Raw genomic sequence first — 17,799 nt, 5'->3', positions numbered from 1 at the left:
TTAACGAACCGCTGTACTTTATACCATATTTGCGCCGACATTTTAAGCCACAGCAGGGGGCTGGATAGAGCAATTGCTCATAAATTTATAAGTAATTGCCTCATTCAAACGCAGCAGTCTAGTATTTTGCACAAAAATTAAACCAGCGATTTAGCCAAGCTGCGATTCAAGCCACACAGGAAGGGCACTGATAACTGCTGAGGTATTTGCCGCTTTTGGAGCGCCACCTTGTGCATAATCAGGTTTGCCACCGCCTTTACCACCCAATTCGCCCGCCAAATGACGAATAATATCACCGGCTTTGACGCGGTTAGTGACAGATTTGGCCACACTGGCAGCCAATGCTAACTGTTCATCTTTGTCGCCAATCAGTACAATCACACTATCGGGTAGTTTGGATTTGACATCGTCCATTAACGTACGTATCGATTTACCATCCACGCCACTCAAGATACTAATCAATACTGGCGTACCTGCAATAGTCTGCACGTCAGCAAGTAAATTAGCCGCTTGAGCGCTGGCAATTTTTTGCTCTAAGCGTTCAAGTTGTTTTTCAAGATCGCGCTGTTTGTCTGCCATGGTGCGGACCCGCTGCGCCACTTCTGGGCGTTTGACTTTAAGTTGGCTGGCCAACTCGCCCAATTGCTGCTCGCTTTGCTGCATATATTTGACGGCGTTCATACCCGTAACGGCTTCAACTCGCCGAATACCTGAGGCAATACCTGACTCACTAGTGATTTTCAATATTCCAATATCACCAGTGCGCTGGACATGCAAACCACCACACAGCTCAATCGAGAAGGGTTGGCGTTTACCATCAACCATACCGTCTGTACCTGAAGCCGTGCCCATAGTCAGGACCCGAACGTCTGTACCATATTTTTCGCCAAATAGTGCCATTGCGCCTTTATCCATGGCTTCATCGATAGACATGTTTTCGATATAAGCTGGGGCATTGGCTTGAATTTGCTCATTGACCAAACGTTCAATATGAGTAATTTCAGCAGTGGTAACCGGTTTATCATGAGAGAAGTCAAAACGCAGCACGTCACTGGAGACCAATGAGCCTTTTTGAGTCACTGCCGCGCCTAAGACTTGGCGTAGGGCCGCATGTAATAAATGAGTGGCAGAGTGGTTTTTGGCGCTGGCAGCACGAATGCTGGAGAGTACTTGCGCCTCAGCCACCTGGCTTGCACTAACGGTACCCATAGTGACAATGCCATAATGAATAATGGCTTGACCAGACTTTTTGGTATCTTGCACTTCAAAGACGCCTGAAGCGCTACGAATTTCACCCAGCTCACCAACTTGTCCGCCGCCTTCCGCATAAAACGGCGTACGATCGAGGACAATAACCCCTTCCATACCTTCTTCTAAGCCAGCGACTGCTTGACCATCTTGGTAAAGGGCAACGATATTGACATTATCGTCGTTTAATTGCTCATAGCCAATAAAGGTGGTTGGGGTATCTACCTGGATGACGCTACTATAATCGACGTCGAATTTACCGGCATCACGGGCGCGTTCACGTTGCGCTTGCATGTGTTCATCAAATTCAGCTTCATCGATGCTAATACCGCGCTCACGCGTAATATCAGCGGTTAAATCAAGCGGGAAACCATAAGTATCATAAAGTTTAAATGCTGCTTCACCAGATAGAACATCGCCATCTTTTAAGCCTTCAAGTTCAGTGGCCAGCAAACGTAAGCCTTGCGCTAAGGTCTTAGCAAACTGAGTTTCTTCTTTTTGAATGGCGTTTTCAATTACGCTTTGCTGGTCTTTAAGCTCTGGATAAGCATCACTCATTTCAGCGACTAAAGGCGCAACCATTTTATAGAAAAACTCACTTTCTGCGCCAAGTTTATTACCATGACGAACCGCACGACGGATAATCCGGCGTAGCACGTAACCGCGACCTTCATTGCTCGGCATAACACCATCAGCAATCAAAAATGATACCGCACGTATATGATCAGCAATGACCTTTAGTGACGACTGCTGCTCATTACTAATCTCTAAAATGGCCGCTGCTGCATCCATTAAATGAGTAAATAAATCAATTTGATAGTTACCGTGCAAGCCTTGCATGATGGCACTAATACGCTCAAGACCCATACCAGTATCAACACTAGGCGCGGGTAGCGGTAGCATGGTGCCGTCTTTTTGACGGTTAAACTGCATGAAGACACAGTTCCAAATCTCAATAAAGCGGTCGCCATCTTCTTCAGGCGTACCGGGCAAGCCACCTTCGATATCCGCGCCGTGGTCATAAAAGACTTCGGTACAAGGACCACAAGGACCCGTGTCACCCATGGTCCAAAAGTTATCAGAAGCGTAGGGTGCGCCTTTATTGTCACCAATACGAATGATACGTTCCGCTGGCACGCCGATATCTTTATGCCATATATTGAACGCTTCGTCGTCGGTCTCGTAGATGGTGACGTACAAGCGGTCCTTATCGATCGCCAACCAATCAGCAGAAGTCAGAAACTCCCAAATATAGCCAATACCTGTCTGCTTAAAATAATCGCCAAAAGAGAAGTTACCCAACATTTCAAAGAAGGTATGATGTCGCGCGGTATAGCCGACGTTATCCAAATCATTATGTTTGCCACCAGCGCGCACACATTTTTGTGAGGTCACCGCTCGCGTATAATCGCGAGGCTCCATGCCCAAAAAGGTCTCTTTAAACTGGTTCATACCGGCATTGGTGAATAATAATGTCGGATCATTGTGCGGGATAAGGCTCGATGAGGGGACGGGGGTATGCTGCTTGCTTATAAAAAAATTGATAAAAGCTTGGCGAATATCGGCTGAGCGAAATGGCTGGCTCACAGCGGCTCCTTACTGACGAATGGAATGAGTGATGGATTGCATAACTGAATAACAACCACAATAAAACAAAAACAGATTAAATAATTTTGCAAGCGATTTTAGCACAATCACCCCAGCTCTTGGTAAACCATATACACACTGCTACGTTATTCCGTGGGTCTAGATAAAGAATAGTACATAAATCACTTGGTTAAAATCGCGGCATCAGTCTGATCAAGTTTATCTTGAATCATTGGATCGGACTCAATCACTTGTACGGGTAGATAGCGCAGCTGTAACTTTATGGGTAAATACTCGGGAAAATTATCCGCCATGTCTTGAGTAATAGTCGCTTCAATCCGGCGCACATCGTATGAGCTAGGGGTGGTCTCGCCGCGAATAACAGCGTGTATGGTTTGATAGCCATTGACATTAGTAAATTGGGTGTTGGTCAGCACGTTACCCTTGTTTATAAAGTAACGGTTAATGGTTTCTTTGGTATTACTTTCAAAGGTCTGTTGTCGAGCATTGGTAAAAGGTTGTTTGCATTGCTGTTACCAGTTTCATCATTATCTAACGTATGAGCTGAAGACTGAGAGTCTGGCTCTTTTTTTGATGGTGGAGTATTCGTAGATGAGGTCATGATAACAAGGCTTTATGAATAAAATAAAAGACAGGCACTATTGTAATGATAAATCATTAGCCACGTATGAATTTTTTGCCAAGCACCGAGCATGTAGGTACGACCAATAAAGTCGTATCAGTTGAGTTGATAAAATACTTAAAGATAATAAAGACAGCCAACCAGCATAGAAATAGAGATTTTTTAAAAAGACCTAAATGAAAAAAATATTTTTACATAGGTTATTGATCAATAACCCCAACATTAACATGGCTTTACTAAAATGTTAGGTAATATAACGACCGTAAGGGCTTATGGGAAAGACTTACTATTGGTGTGGGTTTAGTGTATAAAGGTATTATACCCACATCAATTATAAGGATTACATTATGAACTGGCCATTATTCTCTGTGATCTATTCGATAGCAGCAACCGTTAGTATGGGCGTGTTGATGATTACAGCATTGGTAACCGGATTTGATCAAATTCCACATATTCAAATGGCGGTGGTAGCGGGCATCTTAATATCTATTCCTGCGGCCTGGCACTTCACCAAAAAAATCGGTAGCATTACTGGTAATGAAGAAGGTTATAAAACTGATAACGAAGAAAGTTATATAGTTAAAATACCTTAAAAACGCGACGGTACTGCTGGTATAAGCTTTTTGCAGCCTCTGTCTGCGTAGGCACAGCAAGTAAGAAAAATGTATGCCAGCAGTAGGTTCTATATCGATATTACTTCTCATTGACTATAGCGTTTAAGTATAAGAAAACGCGTTAGTTAACACACTCATTCGAACAAGCAGCATCGCCCCTTATATTTGACAATGCCAGATAGTAAAAACTAGATAGTAAAAAATAAGCAACAAAAAAACAGCCCCTAAAAAGGAGCTGTTTTTTTGTTGTAATTAATATTTCTTAAGGAATTAAACCAGGCCTTAGCAAAAAGCGTTATTTGTCATTATAAATATATTTGACACCATCAATATTGCGACCAGCTCAGTTTAACTGTATTGCAATTAGTTCAGTACAACCGTCGCGCCATTTTCAATATTGGCATAGACCTCTAACACATCCCAGTTCGTCAAGCGCACGCAACCTGCTGACGCTTGACGACTGATACCTTCGGGCTTAGGCGAGCCATGTAGGCCATAAGAGGGCTTAGATAAACCCATCCATACCACACCTACAGGGTTATTCGGTCCTGGTGGTAGCATATGAATTTTTTTCTGGTCGCCTTCACCAACGGTGGCTTTATACCATGGCATTTTCACTTTATTAACGATTTTGAAGGTGCCTTGTGGTGATGGTGTGCTGTCACTACCAATAGTGGTTGGATAGGTAGCGACCAGCTTGTCATCATTGTAAGCGTAAAGTGTTTTGTCGGCTTTGTTAGCGACCACACGGTTAATACGTTGCTTGAGCGCTGGACGGGCATTAAGCACAGTGACCGTTTCGCCTGCTTGATAGGCTTTATCTTTATTCAACTTATCAAGATAACGCACGTCCATATGAAAGCGCTCACCAAGCATCTCTTTAATATCTTGGTAATACAGACCTTTCACTTTTGACTTAGCTTCTGAAGTGGTAGGCATGACTGCAAAGTTAGTATTAATGTCATCGTCAGTAATCGTATAAGTGACCAAAACTGGCTTATTAGTAGGCACATTTTTAATCAAAGCAGCCCAAGTTTTTTGATCCATTTTACCGTTTGCTGGTAGACCCTTCATGGTTTGGAAGTTAATTAAGGCTTTTTTACTATTCATGCCCCAACCGCCATCGATAGGCCCAGGTGAGGCATGGTTCCAATCTAGTAGGGCTTGCATTTTGATCGTCATCGCCGAGTTGACTTTCATATTGGGTGACCATGCCGCATCATTTACTTGTTTGGCATAACTAGACAGATTCAGTGTGGTATATCTTTTACCATCTTTATCTTCGATATTTTTAATGGTAGGGTCGTCACTAAAATCTTGACGCTGTTCATGATCAGGCAGCTCAAAGGACAAAGGGTCTGATGAGTCAATAGAGGCGGCGTTGATAGGAGCGGCGAAGGCTTGACCTTCACTAATATCGTCAGTGCTATCAGATTGTTCGTCTTTACGCGTCAGCTCTTCTGCGCTCATATTGTCAGCAGCGACTGCCTGGGGTGCTGTTTTTAATTGGGCATTTTGTTTGGCATCAATTAACTGAGTCATACGATCAGCTGATTTGGGTTTAGCAGCAGGTTTAGCTTTTGGCTTGGCCGTAGACGCCGCTACTTGAGCACGACCATCGATTGAGCTGCTACGGTTTTCTTGCACCTTGAGGCTAGCTAATTTAGCAAGACTGGGCAGGCTGTCGACGTTGCGTACCGGCAAGGTACGAGCTTTATCATCGGGAGCAGCAAGCGCGCTAACGCTAACACTAGCAGTAAGAATAGCAATAGATATAGAGGTAACGAGGAGCTTTATTTTCATCATATTAAGTCACAGTTGGTTGCTACTAATGGGGCTATTATGCGCATAATTTGGGCGCTTCGCAAACTTTTGACACATCTTTTTTTGCATATAGAGTGCCAAGCGTCATTTTTTGACGTATCCACTACAATGTGGTGATAATTGAGTTATGGTCTGGGTAATGTACGGTATGAAACACACTCTTTGTTAAAGTAACACTCTATTCAAGTCACTGTTTATTATACTAACTTAGTATAGTAACGCTCTATTTTATTACAGTTATCTTCTATTAAAATAGTTTTTTATTAAAGTAAAGACCACAGTGATTGGCGCTGTCTAACGTTTGCGTCTATAATGCTTAGACCGTTTTTATCTAATATGTATGCCAGTAATTTAAAGCCGTTTAATCAGCCCAAACGTAGCAAATACATTCATAATTAATATTAACAAGACCAATATTAACAAGGTGCAATATGCCAGAAGACCAGATCATGAGTGCAAAAGACTTTCAGAATCAATATTTCAGTGACCCTGAGTCTCAAGAATTAGAGCACAACCTGGGTCACGATCTAGAGACGGGTGACACGGGACTTCTCACTGAGCACAGCGATTTTGCGTCCCTGCATGCAGAGCTTGAAGAAGCGCGCGAGCAGCTGTTTACCATTCGCGACTTTATTCGCTTTTCAGTCACGCAGCTGCGCAATTATGATGTAGTAGTGGCGCAAGGAACGACGGATGAGTTTGCTGAAGCGGCAGCGATTGTTTTGCATACTTTGTCTTTAGACTGGTCAGCGAATGACCAGATTTTGGACTGTCGTCTGACCAACTCAGAAAAGCAGGCAGTACTGAGCCTATTAGAAGAGCGTATCGCTGAGCGTAAGCCACTGAGTTATTTGATTAACTTATCTTATTTCTGTGATTTACCTTTTTATGTTGATGAGCGGGTATTAATTCCACGCTCACCCGTAGCAGAGCTGATTCGTCAACAGTTTTATCCTTACTTCGATGCTAATGAGCTTGCCAAGCGGCTTGGGGCAACAGTCAACGATCAGCCAGCAGCGTTCTACGATCATGGCCTTGATATGAAACAGTTGTCACAACCAGAGCGCATCCTAGACTTATGTACTGGTTCAGGCTGTATTGCTATTGCTTTGGCAACACGTTTCGTTGATGCGTTGGTTGATGCTGTTGACATTGACAAAGGGGCATTAGAAGTAGCAATGGTCAATGTTGACCATCATGATCTGGGTCATCAAGTCAATGTGATCGAATCTGATTTGTTTGCTAAGCTACCAGCAGAGCATCAATATGAGTTGATCGTTACCAATCCGCCTTATGTCGATGCGGCGGTTATGGCAGATTTACCGCCCGAATTTCTATATGAGCCTGAACATGCGCTAGCTGCTGGCCAAGATGGATTAGAATTGGTACATCATATTTTATTCGAGGCTGCAGATTATCTTAGCCCTGAAGGCTTGCTGGTTTGTGAAGTGGGCGATAGCGAGTGGGCATTGAGCCAGGCTTATCCAGATATTCAGTTTGATTGGCTAAAATTTGCACACGGTGGTCATGGTGTATTTGCAATCACCTTTGATGAGTTGATGAAACATCGTGAGCTGTTTGCAAGCTATGTACAGTTACTAGATAACAGCCATTAACAGTTGTGGCTAGACAGTCAAGAGTGGGGTATAGAAGCCAATAACCACGACCAATCAATAGAGTTAACTCGTTTAAGGACAGATATGGCAGGCAATAGTATTGGAAAGCTTTTTTGTGTGACCACCTGTGGTGAGTCACATGGTGCCGGACTGCTGGCCATTGTAGATGGCGTGCCGCCAGGTTTAGAGCTATGCGCAGCAGACTTACAACTTGATTTAGATCGGCGCAAACCTGGCAGCTCTAAATACTCGACCCAGCGCCGTGAGTCCGATGAGGTTGAGATTATCTCTGGGGTATTCGAAGGTCAAACCACGGGCACGTCCATTGGCTTACTCATTCGCAATACCAATCAAAAATCCAAAGACTACACCGAGATTAAAGACACTTTTCGTCCTGGTCACGCTGACTATACCTATAGCATGAAGTATGGCTTTCGTGATTATCGTGGTGGTGGACGTTCTTCAGCCCGCGAAACGGCTATGCGGGTCGCTGCTGGCGCGATCGCCAAAAAGTATTTGCAGGATCGTTTGGGGGTGCAGGTACGTGGCCACGTCACTCAAATTGGCCCTGAACACAGTAAAGTCTTAGATCCTAATGCGATTGATTGGGAGTTTGTCAATAGTAACCCGTTCTTTTGTGCGGATAAAGAGGCTGTTGGTCGCTTCGAGACCTTGATAGATAGCCTACGCCGTCAAGGCACCAGCTGTGGTGCGCGTCTTGAAATTATTGCCAGTGGGGTGCCGGTAGGTTTGGGCGAGCCCGTATTTGATCGATTAGATGCCGAGATTGCTCATGCCATGATGAGTATCAATGCGGTAAAAGGTGTTGAAATTGGTGATGGTATGGCTGTTGCTGAGCAATTTGGTCATAGTGCGCGTGATGAATTAACGCCAGATGGCTTTACCGCCAACCATGCTGGCGGTATTTTGGGTGGCATTTCTTCAGGGCAAGATATCCGTGTCAGTATTGCACTCAAGCCGACCTCTAGTATCACTACTGCCGGTAAAAGTATTAATACCCAAGGTGAAGCGGTTGATATGCTCACCAAAGGCCGTCATGACCCTTGCGTCGGTGTCCGTGCGACGCCAATCGCTGAGGCCATGTTAGCCATCGTATTACTCGATCATTATTTGCGTCATCGTGGTCAAAATGCCGATGTAGAGCAGCCGGTAAGCTCAATTACTTAATCTATCCTTTTTAATAAATAGTTAAAATACCTTAAAAACGCGACGGTACTGCTGGTATAAGACATTTCTGGTAAAGACCTAACTAACGATAGGCCTTGTTAATAATAGGGTCATACTAACGAGCACCCCTTCGGACCCATCAATAGCAGAATAGATACTGATATCGTTTGTTCTTGAGCTATTAGCTGCAACGTTAGTGATAGTAACACTGCCACCATGGTGCTCCATTACTTGTTTTACTAAAGTTAAGCCTAATCCAGTACCTTTTTTTGGGGTGTTGATGGGCATATTGTCTGGATTTTGGATAGAGGTTTGATTGGTGCTGCTTTGATGCGATAGGCTAAAGTAGCGATCAAAAATCTTACTAACCGCATAATCAGGAATGAGCTTGCCATCATTGAAGATATCAATGGTCACTGTACTCGAAGTTGAAGTATGAACATAGATAGTGACGATATTATTAGCAAAATAAATAGCGTTGTCCAGTATATTCTGTAAGGCTTGTACCAACCAAAAGTGGTCAACATATATTAATATTCGATCAATAACTTGGTCATTATTGTCTTCAGGCGAGCCAATGAGTAGTTTGCCGTTAACGTAGATAGCAACAGGCGCTAAATGTTGCTGCTGTAACTTTGCGCCACTCTCATTTACCAATTTATAAAGCATGGGCAATAACAGTAATGCTTGGCGATTTAATTTAAATGTCGGTTGCTCAACCTTAGCTAGTAGTAATAAGCGATCAATTAACTGTTGCATTTTAACGCTTTGCTCACTAATGGTATGGCTGAGCATTTGCCGGTCATCATTATCTAGGCTGTCATCTTCCAATAGCTCGCTACTGGCCCGAATAGCGGTCAATGGGCTTTTGAGCTCATGAGTCAGAGTGTGTACATAATCAGTCACGTAAGCTCTGTTTTCTAGTCTGTGCTTCATCGTTTCAATAGTGTCGGTCAAACCATTAAGCTCGTGACCTAAATAAAAGTAAGGCTTTTGAGTATCCTCTGCCAATGTATCCGTATATTGAGTGACTAAGTTGATACTTTGTTTAAGCCACCATGCTACTAGTCCTGCTAAGATCAGCGCGATAATACTGACTAGTAGCGCGGTCATAAACATGCGCTGGCGCGTATTGTCCAGATAGGGTGACACACTAGCGACCGGCTTTCCAACGCTGACCACGCCAATAAGATTGCCGGATGGATCTGTTATCGGTTGTGCCACATACATGACTGAGCTATTACGTTTGAGGTCATCGCGCACTGTGCTCCTTGCACCATATTCACCTTCTAATGTCAGATAGACGTCATTCCAACGGCTATAGTCTTTGCCTTCAGAATTGGTAGGCAGTGGCAGTGAGTCATAAATGACCATGCCATCGCTATCAGTCACGTACACTCGAAAGCGGCTATAAATTTGTTGTTCATATGGCGGACTGGCTGAAGCACCTATTACCGGTGTGCTGATAAATGCAGAATCAAGTTGCGTTTGATACGCCTCGCTATATAGCTCACCTGAGCGTAATGGCATCTGCAAACTCGCTGCCAGCAACTTACTGGTATCCAACAACGTGTCTTCAATGACTTGCTGGGCGATAGGCTTAACATAACTATATAACTGATTAAAGACAACCATGCCGCAGATAATCAGTACTAAAGCGAGGGCCAACCAAACTCTAAAAAATATACTTAAGTTCAGAGCTTTTTTAGGTGCTTTAGTCTGTTGAGTCGTACCAATAGGGTGCAACTTAGCGTACCAATTAGTCTGGCTAAGCTTAGCTCTGCTATTGGCTTTATGTTTGGCTGAATTTGGATGATGTAAGGTCATTCGCTTATTCTAAATATGGTTATTCTAAACGAGAGAGTGTTAATCACTAGGCAGGGCATAACGCATAACCGAGTCCGCGGTGGGTATGGATAATATCGATACTAGGATTTACGCCTGCCAGTTGTTTGCGAATGGACTTGATATGACTGTCTATGGTTCTCGCTAAGCGATGATCTGGATAGTCACTTACCGAACTCAGTAATTGCTGACGGCTAAAGACCTGATTGGGCGCTTGCAGTAAAGTTAATAATAACTTGCGTTCAGTGTTACTGAGGTCTAACTTTTGATCTTGCCATACCAGTGAATAGTTCAGCGGATTATAGCGCCAAATACCAGAGTGGTATTCAAAGGTTAATATTTGGCTTGAATGGGTACTCATAGCTGTGTGGCTAGCAGTAGTATTGTTTGTCTGCTCTGTCTGGTGAATAACTGATGCCAAAGAAGTAGCTGAACGCATAATAGACGATTGCTGAGCAGGCAGTTGCTCCCGTCGCCAAATAGCTTTAAGACGCGCAACCAATTCACGAGGACTAAACGGTTTGGCACAGTAGTCATCACCGCCCATTTCCAAACCTAAAATCCGATCTTCCTCATCACTACGCGCGGTCAAAAATACGACAGGAATATCTTTTAAACCCTTGATGTCAGGCGTATGCCGAATTTGTTGACATAAATTCAAACCGTCTCCATCGGGCAGACCAACATCTAATATAATAGCTGATAGGGTCTGTGCTTGCTCACTGTGTAGCATCGGTAGCACACTACTGGCATTATCTAGCCATGTGATTTGCCAACCTTCACGTTTGCAAGTGACTTTTAAAGACATGGCGATAGCCGGATCATCTTCTACTAATAAAATATGAGTCATAAGTGCTACACAGTTATTTGAGACATGAATAATATAGAAAATAAGTGTTGGGAAATAGTTATTGGAAATAGCTTCAAATCGTCATAAAGCGGTTGCAGATATAAGATTACAAATACCAAAAGTATTGCATACTCGCGCTATCAAATTATCCTAGCATAAAATTATGCTCAGATTGTCCTATGACCCACTAAAAATAAATAATACTAACACTACTAATTAGCAACAGCCATCAAAAGACCCACTTAACTGTTGCTAAGTTGATCTCCTAATTTAATAGGATTTTTTGTTACCAGGCAGACTATTTCAGGCCTTTGCAATTGGCATAGTAGCTGACGGTCGCAGGCCAATCTGAGAAGATTCCTCGGACACCTACTTGTTGTGCCAATACATCGATATAGTTCATTATATCGCCATCATTATTAATGACATCGCCAAGACCACTATAGTACCAACCGCCGCTATCTGCCAGCGGTCCTGAGCGCTCAAGTGACCAGGTAATAATGTCCAGACTATTGGTTTTGGCTTGTTTGGCATATACTGATGGTACCAGCTTGCCGTTATCATTAACGGTGACCAATATCCAAGGCGGCGGTGCGATAGTGTTAATGCCACGCGCTTTGATATTTATTAATGAATGCTTCCATGTGGCTGGGTTGTTGTTATCAAAAGTTTTGCCTATCGCGGTTTCATTGCTATCGTCCATTAAATAGATAGCATTCGCACCAAACGCGGGCTCATTTTTGATCCAGTAATCAAGATCTTCAATATTAAATGATTGTGGGTACACCTCATTTGCGGGCACACTAGCGGTCTTATAAGTATCAATCAGCTGTTGACGATAAGCGTCTAAACTATAGCCATTGAACGGCATGTCGACCACCGGTGCTTTAAGCTCAGGAGTGTGCTTCATACCCAGGCTTCGCGCTAGGTTAATGTGCTCTTTTAAAGTCAGTAACTCACCGTTTTGCGAGTACAGGTCCGTTCGCCATGAGGCCGTGGCATTCATGTACTCATTGACACTGGTTGCTTGCAGGTTAGCCGCATCCATTTTTCCTGTAAGACTTTTGAACTCATTCACACTAATATCAGAGGTTCTACATTCAATGTCCGCCGCATTGGTCAATATGCCATTGGCGTCTATTATTGGTGGTACAGTACATTGATCTGCTAATTTAGTCATGAGAATGTTGGTGGTGGTGTGTAAATCATTTTGTGCGTGGCGACAAACTAAGTCACCATCTTCAGTAAAGGCAACATCACATTCTGATATGCCAGCGCCCATTTGTGCTGAAGCAAAATAACTGTCATAAGTATGCTCTGGGAACTGTAAGGGAGCCCCTCGATGGGCAATAGAGAAGTCAGTCTTACTTGGCATCTGCCCTTTGCAGGCCAATAACTGGTCTTTGAGCGGGCTATCGTCCATATCATTGACCAAATAAAATGGCCGAATCCCATAGGTATAAGCCAGGTCTTGAGTCGGCTCAGCGGCTATTGGAATGGATACAAATTTAGCCGATAATTCATTATATTTACCGCAGCCTGTTATCAGTAGAGCGCTGGTAATAGCTAATGATAAAGTGAGACTCATTGTACTAAATTTTTTAACTGCCGCTTTCTGATACTGATTGAGCGTAGGTCCTGAATTATTTGAAATTGTCATGTAAACTGTCCCTACAAAAAATGAAAAAATGATAATTACTAACTTTACCGTCATTAATCTAGCGCTTAAATTACCAAGTTATATTTAAGGAATGATGACAACCCAACCACCTTTACAAAATTAACCTATATTCGAAACTTTTGAATGGTATTAAGGATGAATCATGAGTGAGTATTTAGAGTGCGTCATCGTTGAGCACAACCCCAGCCAAAAAACGATAGACCGGGCAGTCATTTGGCTACATGGTTTGGGTGCCAGCGGTCATGACTTCGAGCCAGTGGTACCACAACTGGGGCTATCTAATAATATGGCAGTACGCTTTATTTTCCCGCACGCGCCTCAGCGTCCAGTGACCATTAACGGTGGTATGGTGATGCCAGCTTGGTATGACATCTTTGAGATGAGTTTGGAACGCAAAGTTGACATCGCACAAATTGAACAGTCTAGCCAACAAATCCATAACTTAATTGCTCGCGAAATTGAGCGCGGCGTTGCACCTGAGCACATTGTGATGGCTGGATTTTCACAGGGTGGGGCAGTCGCGTACCATGTAGCACTTGGCTATCCACAGCGCTTAGCAGGTCTGATGGCGTTATCCACTTATCTGGCAACCAATGATAATATTGACTATAGCGCAGCCAATCAAGATTTACCAATTTTGATTGAGCATGGTACTCAAGACCCTGTCGTGCCTGTTATTCTTGGTGAGCAAGCAAATCAGTTATTATCAACCAAAGGCTATAATATTGACTATCGGACTTATCCGATGGCGCATCAGGTCTGTATGCCACAAATTCAAGGCATTGGGAAATGGTTAAATAAAGTTTTAGGCTAGCGTTATAGTTAGGGGTGCGACACTAGATATAGCATAACTTTGTCAGCTGTAACGCAATATAATACTAGTGACTAATCGATTGCAATAATACATCTAACTGATGTATAATGTATCCATCTATTGGGGATGTTCTGGCTTCGACGCTGGTGATGAAACTCAATGATGCATGTCGAGAGTATATGTCCTCTCGTTAATCCAACATATATTGTTATAGTCGCAAACGACGAAAATTACGCTCTAGCAGCTTAAACCCTGTTTACTTGGTTGCTGATCACCTACAGTTGGTCAACTAAGTTGAAGCGTCCGCATGTAGGATCGCCACAATCGATTGTCTCAATCGTTTGGGTTCAAAAGTAGAGAATCGCTCAATCCATCCTGACTGTCGGATCGGTGCGAGTTAAAGCCAAAGACAGAAACTAAACATGTAGATTCATGAGCGTAATACTGGCGGACGCGGGTTCAACTCCCGCCATCTCCACCACACACTAATAAAGGCTTACTCGTAGCGACACGGTAAGCCTTTATTTTTGCGTGTTTTTTAGGTTTTAGAGTTATGTAGGGGTATGGCGTCCTATATAAAATGTTGGTATTATTATTGATACCAAGCAACTTAATAAGCACAGCGATGGTAACTAGCTGAAATTGTAAGCATATTATAGCGGTGTTCTATTTTAGTAGTCTCTTATACGTTTATAAACATCTGCTACTTCAACTCAAAGTAGTGCAATAGGTACGAATTATTACGCAAGATCCTCTTCTTTAGCCATATAGCTTAATCGTACCTGTTGCGATTGTCTTGCGAAGTCGTTGAGAATCCTTTACTAAACCATAAGTTATCTTGTATTCCATCACCCTCACTGACTGCTATAACATTACGAGCTGCTTTAGCATAGACATCGTTGGATACACTTGAGAAAGCCTGCCACTCAGCCCAGCGCTTTAAAACGTAGACTGCTTTTGGCACATGCTCATCCAGACTGCCTGTGGTAGATTTTAGAGTTTGCAACCACCAAGCTTTTTGTTCGTCACTTAATTGATATCCGCTAGCTTTTTCTTTACCTTTATTTGCGTCCCATTTATCAAGTGATGCAAGACTATCTTTTATTCCGGGGCTGCCTTGGATGACGATAGTAGCTATTAGCGCTCTAAACCAATAACCCAATGCATTTCTCTGCGCATTTTCATCAAGATGCGGTAGCACACATAAAACAGCGTGTAGACTCGTTAACCCATGCAGTATAAAAAATTCGTTGTTGCTGCTACGTAAGGCGCTCGCTGCAATAACACTTAACTCTTCGACTGCCGTGGTCAAGTTATACCCAACAGCAGGCAATCTAAGCGTCACCATCTCGTTAAGAAACAGTGACATCGGTTGTTGTGGATTATCAAAAGTAATTAATCGCTGCTGGAAACCACCTCTGTTCAGCTTTTTATAGTCTTGAGTTTTACTTAACGAATAGGCTGTTTCAGCCAGTTGCAGTATTCTGTCATCACCTAAGATCTGCTTAAGCGCTTGAATAGGGCAAGGTGCATCGGGTGACCAAAGCTGATGTTTGGTGTGGATTGAGCCAGTAGCCAGAGGTTGGAATGCGGTTGCCATGTAGGCTAACCCTTCAGCTGCCATATCAGTAGAGTCAACATCAACTGCCCAACCGAGGTGTATCGTGGCATGCAAGGCTGCACCAGCCATGCCTTCTGACAGCGCAGGGTAGTAGCGCTTAAGGCATGCGCTTAAGCCTAGCTCTGCTATTTTTTTATCAAAAAAATCACGATACAAAGGAAAAGCAATCCGAATAGACTGCAAATTGTTCAACCAGTTGGCATCGGTTATTTCTGTGTAGTCTATTGGGTTATTGCGAGGCGCTTCTAGCTTATTTGCAGTGCTGATAGATATTGTGGCAGTAGCTTCAGTGGTTTTGTTGGCAGCTTTGTTAGTATAAACATCCTCCCACCATTGCATTTTTTCCTGGTTAGCACCAGCAGCATCTAATGCAATCCAATTGTGGGTGATGTGATTTGATAGATAGCCTCCATATTCAATGTGCCAATTTCTGCCGCGCTTGAGCCATTCATGTAGGTATTTAGAATAATTGGGCGTTGAGTAAAATGTCATATGAATTCTCTAGTTCGTGATAAGTACATAAAAAAAAGACACTTATAGCACTATTTAGCGTCATGATAAAAACATCATAATATTTTTAAAATATCTTAAAAATATGTCAATAACATTCATAGTAATGGACGGTTACGTCCATATCAAATAGTTTTACATGGAAGTGCTTTAATTAGTAGATGGTATAGAGAAAGTTTGGTCTTAACCAAATGACGTTATGTCTGAGTGAAAAATAAAGCCAGTAGCTGCTAGCTTCTCAATTAAATAAAATCTTTATGAAAAATTTGCAAGTATTGATAAGCAAAAAGAAGCCAGCAACTAAGTCACTGGCTTCTTTATTAACATTAAAGCAGATGATCCTAAAGATTACTCTTCAGAATAATCTTCTTCGCTGTCAGCTTCTTCTACTTGATCATCGCCATCTTCAGAAAGAATAGTGACTAGAATAGTAGCAACAACGTCATGATGTAACTGGATATCAACGTTATATTCGCCAACTTGACGTAGTGCGCCTTCTGGAAGCTTAACTTCAGAACGGTCAACTTCTAAGCCTGAATTGGTTAACGCTTCAGCGATATCACGAGTACCGATAGAACCAAATAGCTTGCCTTCGTCGCCTGATTTAGCACGCATGATGACGTTAACATCTGTTAATGCGTCAGCACGTTCTTGGGCAGCATTAAGCTCTACAGCTTCTTCAGCTTCAAGTTCAGCACGACGTGTTTCGAACTTTTCAATGTTCGCTTTAGTCGCAGGCAATGCTTTGCCATGAGGGATAAGAAAGTTACGTCCGTAACCTGGTTTAACATCGACAGTTTCACCGAGTTTACCAAGGTTGACGATACGTTGTAACAAAATAATTTGCATGTGTCACTCCTAGATAATCGTCAATTACTGATGATTGTCAGTATACGGAAGTAGCGAAAGATAACGAGCTTGCTTGATAGCAGTCGCTAATTGACGCTGATATTTGGTAGATGTACCGGTAATACGGCTTGGTACGATTTTGCCATTTTCACTGATATACTGTTTGAGCAATTCAACATCTTTATAATCGATGTGAGTGATGCCTTCAGCAGTGAAACGGCAGAATTTGCGACGGCGATAGAAACGTGCCATGAGTATTCTCCTTTAATTAGTCTTCACTGTTGTCGTTGTTGTCGTCGTTATTATCGTCACTGTCGTTTTCATTACGACTGTCTGGACGACGGCTAGTAGCTTTGCGTGCACGTTTTTCATCGGCATTCTTAGCTAACTGCGACTCTTCAGTGATAGCATCGTCACGGCGCATAACTAGGCTACGAATGATCGCGTCGTTATAACGGAATAATTCTTCAAGTTCAGCTAAAGTCTCACCGTCAGTTTCTATGTTGAATAGAAGGTAATGAGCTTTATGAATCTTGTTGATTGGGTAAGCCAGTTGACGACGGCCCCAGTCTTCTAGACGATGAATAAGACCATTGTTGTCTTGAACTAACTTAATGTAGCGTTCAACCATGCCGACCACTTGGTCGCTTTGGTCTGGGTGTACAATTAACACCACTTCGTAATGTCGCATATGGACTCCTTACGGATTAGTAGCTATCAACCCTATGTTAATAGCAAGGAGATCTATAAAGTAAGCCTTATCTCAAATAGAATAATGAACAAAAATTAGGAGACAAGCTTATTTTATAAAGCGCCATATTATAACAGTAACTGCGCGCCAACACAAAGACTAATCAGGGTGTAGTTGTTTATAAAAAGATAAGTATAAATAAAGACTTTTAAATAAAT

At 42.8% G+C, this 17,799-nt stretch carries 14 protein-coding genes and 1 other RNA gene; 5 read left to right on the top strand and 10 right to left on the bottom strand.

Features of this window, described 5'->3' with window-relative positions:
• Window positions 1-150 precede the first annotated feature (150 nt).
• A complete protein-coding gene (gene alaS / locus H4W00_RS10350; RefSeq protein ID WP_209957941.1) occupies window positions 151-2,835 on the bottom strand; it encodes an alanine--tRNA ligase in 2,685 nt (894 codons plus the stop codon).
• 182 nt (window positions 2,836-3,017) lie between these two features.
• On the bottom strand, window positions 3,018-3,272 hold the full coding sequence (locus H4W00_RS10345) for a hypothetical protein (protein ID WP_209957939.1): 255 nt from the start codon (window positions 3,270-3,272) through the stop codon (window positions 3,018-3,020).
• Window positions 3,273-3,825: 553 nt separating this feature from the next.
• Here H4W00_RS10345 and H4W00_RS10340 point away from each other — a divergent pair.
• Window positions 3,826-4,071, top strand: coding sequence for a hypothetical protein (locus H4W00_RS10340; RefSeq protein WP_209957937.1), 246 nt, complete (start codon window positions 3,826-3,828; stop codon window positions 4,069-4,071).
• Between the two features lie 384 nt (window positions 4,072-4,455).
• On the opposite strand, the gene H4W00_RS10335 is transcribed toward H4W00_RS10340, so the two are convergent.
• Window positions 4,456-5,898, bottom strand: a complete 1,443-nt coding sequence (locus H4W00_RS10335) for a L,D-transpeptidase family protein (RefSeq protein ID WP_209957936.1) — start codon at window positions 5,896-5,898, stop codon at window positions 4,456-4,458.
• Window positions 5,899-6,347: 449 nt separating this feature from the next.
• On the opposite strand from H4W00_RS10335, the gene prmB reads away from it, so the two are divergent.
• Together prmB and aroC are read left to right on the top strand one after the other, a co-directional pair.
• On the top strand, window positions 6,348-7,532 hold the full coding sequence (gene prmB, locus H4W00_RS10330) for a 50S ribosomal protein L3 N(5)-glutamine methyltransferase (protein ID WP_209957933.1): 1,185 nt from the start codon (window positions 6,348-6,350) through the stop codon (window positions 7,530-7,532).
• 84 nt (window positions 7,533-7,616) lie between these two features.
• The gene (gene aroC, locus H4W00_RS10325; protein WP_209957931.1) at window positions 7,617-8,720 is read left to right on the top strand and encodes a chorismate synthase; all 1,104 of its coding nucleotides are present in this window, start codon (window positions 7,617-7,619) and stop codon (window positions 8,718-8,720) included.
• Between the two features lie 78 nt (window positions 8,721-8,798).
• On the opposite strand, the gene creC is transcribed toward aroC, so the two are convergent.
• The 3 genes from creC to H4W00_RS10310 form a co-directional block, all read right to left on the bottom strand.
• Window positions 8,799-10,547 carry a two-component system sensor histidine kinase CreC gene (creC, locus tag H4W00_RS10320; RefSeq protein WP_209957929.1) on the bottom strand — a complete coding sequence of 583 codons (1,749 nt, stop codon included), beginning with the start codon at window positions 10,545-10,547 and terminating at the stop codon, window positions 8,799-8,801.
• A 46-nt stretch (window positions 10,548-10,593) separates the two neighbouring features.
• Entirely contained in the window at window positions 10,594-11,415 is an 822-nt protein-coding gene (locus H4W00_RS10315) for a response regulator (RefSeq protein WP_209957927.1), read from the bottom strand.
• A 298-nt stretch (window positions 11,416-11,713) separates the two neighbouring features.
• Window positions 11,714-13,075, bottom strand: coding sequence for a glycerophosphodiester phosphodiesterase family protein (locus tag H4W00_RS10310; protein WP_209957926.1), 1,362 nt, complete (start codon window positions 13,073-13,075; stop codon window positions 11,714-11,716).
• 163 nt (window positions 13,076-13,238) lie between these two features.
• Between H4W00_RS10310 and H4W00_RS10305 the strand changes: the two genes are divergently transcribed.
• Both H4W00_RS10305 and ssrA read left to right on the top strand, forming a co-directional pair.
• The gene (locus H4W00_RS10305) at window positions 13,239-13,910 is read left to right on the top strand and encodes an alpha/beta hydrolase (RefSeq protein WP_209957924.1); all 672 of its coding nucleotides are present in this window, start codon (window positions 13,239-13,241) and stop codon (window positions 13,908-13,910) included.
• Between the two features lie 122 nt (window positions 13,911-14,032).
• Window positions 14,033-14,391, top strand: a transfer-messenger RNA (tmRNA) gene (gene ssrA, locus H4W00_RS10300).
• A 291-nt stretch (window positions 14,392-14,682) separates the two neighbouring features.
• On the opposite strand, the gene H4W00_RS10295 is transcribed toward ssrA, so the two are convergent.
• From H4W00_RS10295 to rpsF, 4 genes are all read right to left on the bottom strand, one after another.
• Window positions 14,683-16,023 carry a questin oxidase family protein gene (locus H4W00_RS10295; protein WP_209957922.1) on the bottom strand — a complete coding sequence of 447 codons (1,341 nt, stop codon included), beginning with the start codon at window positions 16,021-16,023 and terminating at the stop codon, window positions 14,683-14,685.
• 366 nt (window positions 16,024-16,389) lie between these two features.
• Complete coding sequence (rplI, locus tag H4W00_RS10290; protein WP_209957920.1) at window positions 16,390-16,890, bottom strand: 50S ribosomal protein L9; 501 nt, start codon at window positions 16,888-16,890, stop codon at window positions 16,390-16,392.
• A 24-nt stretch (window positions 16,891-16,914) separates the two neighbouring features.
• The gene (gene rpsR, locus H4W00_RS10285; RefSeq protein WP_209957918.1) at window positions 16,915-17,142 is read right to left on the bottom strand and encodes a 30S ribosomal protein S18; all 228 of its coding nucleotides are present in this window, start codon (window positions 17,140-17,142) and stop codon (window positions 16,915-16,917) included.
• Window positions 17,143-17,158: 16 nt separating this feature from the next.
• Complete coding sequence (gene rpsF, locus H4W00_RS10280; protein WP_209957917.1) at window positions 17,159-17,581, bottom strand: 30S ribosomal protein S6; 423 nt, start codon at window positions 17,579-17,581, stop codon at window positions 17,159-17,161.
• Window positions 17,582-17,799 lie beyond the last annotated feature (218 nt).

It is taken from the genome of Psychrobacter sp. PL19, from assembly GCF_017875835.1.
Classification (GTDB): Bacteria; Pseudomonadota; Gammaproteobacteria; order Pseudomonadales; family Moraxellaceae; genus Psychrobacter.
Note: the sequence above shows the minus strand (reverse complement) of the source record. Positions and strands in the feature narration are given on the sequence as shown.

What these genes read in the sequence shown, in the direction of transcription:
- rplI (WP_209957920.1), bottom strand. Translation starts at nt 16,890, where the DNA reads ATGCAAATTATTTTGTTACAACGTATCGTCAACCTTGGTAAACTCGGT.
- prmB (WP_209957933.1), top strand. Translation starts at nt 6,348, where the DNA reads ATGCCAGAAGACCAGATCATGAGTGCAAAAGACTTTCAGAATCAATAT.
- H4W00_RS10305 (WP_209957924.1), top strand. Translation starts at nt 13,239, where the DNA reads ATGAGTGAGTATTTAGAGTGCGTCATCGTTGAGCACAACCCCAGCCAA.
- H4W00_RS10310 (WP_209957926.1), bottom strand. Translation starts at nt 13,075, where the DNA reads ATGACAATTTCAAATAATTCAGGACCTACGCTCAATCAGTATCAGAAA.
- rpsF (WP_209957917.1), bottom strand. Translation starts at nt 17,581, where the DNA reads ATGCGACATTACGAAGTGGTGTTAATTGTACACCCAGACCAAAGCGAC.
- rpsR (WP_209957918.1), bottom strand. Translation starts at nt 17,142, where the DNA reads ATGGCACGTTTCTATCGCCGTCGCAAATTCTGCCGTTTCACTGCTGAA.
- H4W00_RS10335 (WP_209957936.1), bottom strand. Translation starts at nt 5,898, where the DNA reads ATGATGAAAATAAAGCTCCTCGTTACCTCTATATCTATTGCTATTCTT.
- aroC (WP_209957931.1), top strand. Translation starts at nt 7,617, where the DNA reads ATGGCAGGCAATAGTATTGGAAAGCTTTTTTGTGTGACCACCTGTGGT.
- H4W00_RS10315 (WP_209957927.1), bottom strand. Translation starts at nt 11,415, where the DNA reads ATGACTCATATTTTATTAGTAGAAGATGATCCGGCTATCGCCATGTCT.
- creC (WP_209957929.1), bottom strand. Translation starts at nt 10,547, where the DNA reads ATGACCTTACATCATCCAAATTCAGCCAAACATAAAGCCAATAGCAGA.
- H4W00_RS10340 (WP_209957937.1), top strand. Translation starts at nt 3,826, where the DNA reads ATGAACTGGCCATTATTCTCTGTGATCTATTCGATAGCAGCAACCGTT.
- H4W00_RS10295 (WP_209957922.1), bottom strand. Translation starts at nt 16,023, where the DNA reads ATGACATTTTACTCAACGCCCAATTATTCTAAATACCTACATGAATGG.